Here is a 373-nt window from a genome sequence, read left to right as displayed (position 1 = left end):
CCTACGGGGCAACCCCATGGTAAACGTGAATTTTTATTTTTAATATTTTAATACAATGCAAGGAATCGTTAAATTTTTCAATGAAGCCAAAGGATTTGGATTCATTAAACCGTCAAATTCATCCACTGACATTTTTGTTCACACTTCAGGTCTTGTTGATGAGATTCGTGAGAACGACGAAGTTACGTATGACGAAGAGCGTGGCAAGAAGGGCATGAATGCCGTGAATGTTACCAGAATAATGGATTAAGAACTCACCTCATTATACCATTGAAAAGATCGGCCTACAGCCGGTCTTTTTTTATGCCATTTATGGAAGACGGGAGGTTACGGCATGTTGCTACTGCCGTCCATTTGCGGTCAGATTTTTTAC

1 protein-coding gene is annotated in these 373 nt (G+C 39.9%); it reads left to right on the top strand.

Going from position 1 to position 373, the window contains the following annotated elements; all coding sequences use genetic code 11:
- Positions 1-55: 55 nt before the first annotated feature.
- Positions 56-250: a cold-shock protein gene (locus KK062_RS30095; RefSeq protein ID WP_254088088.1), complete on the top strand. Its 195-nt coding sequence runs from the start codon at positions 56-58 to the stop codon at positions 248-250.
- Positions 251-373 lie beyond the last annotated feature (123 nt).

It is taken from the genome of Dawidia cretensis (assembly GCF_018598175.1).
Taxonomy (GTDB): Bacteria; Bacteroidota; Bacteroidia; order Cytophagales; family Cyclobacteriaceae; genus Ohtaekwangia; species Ohtaekwangia cretensis.
This window is presented reverse-complemented; position numbering and strand designations above follow the sequence as displayed.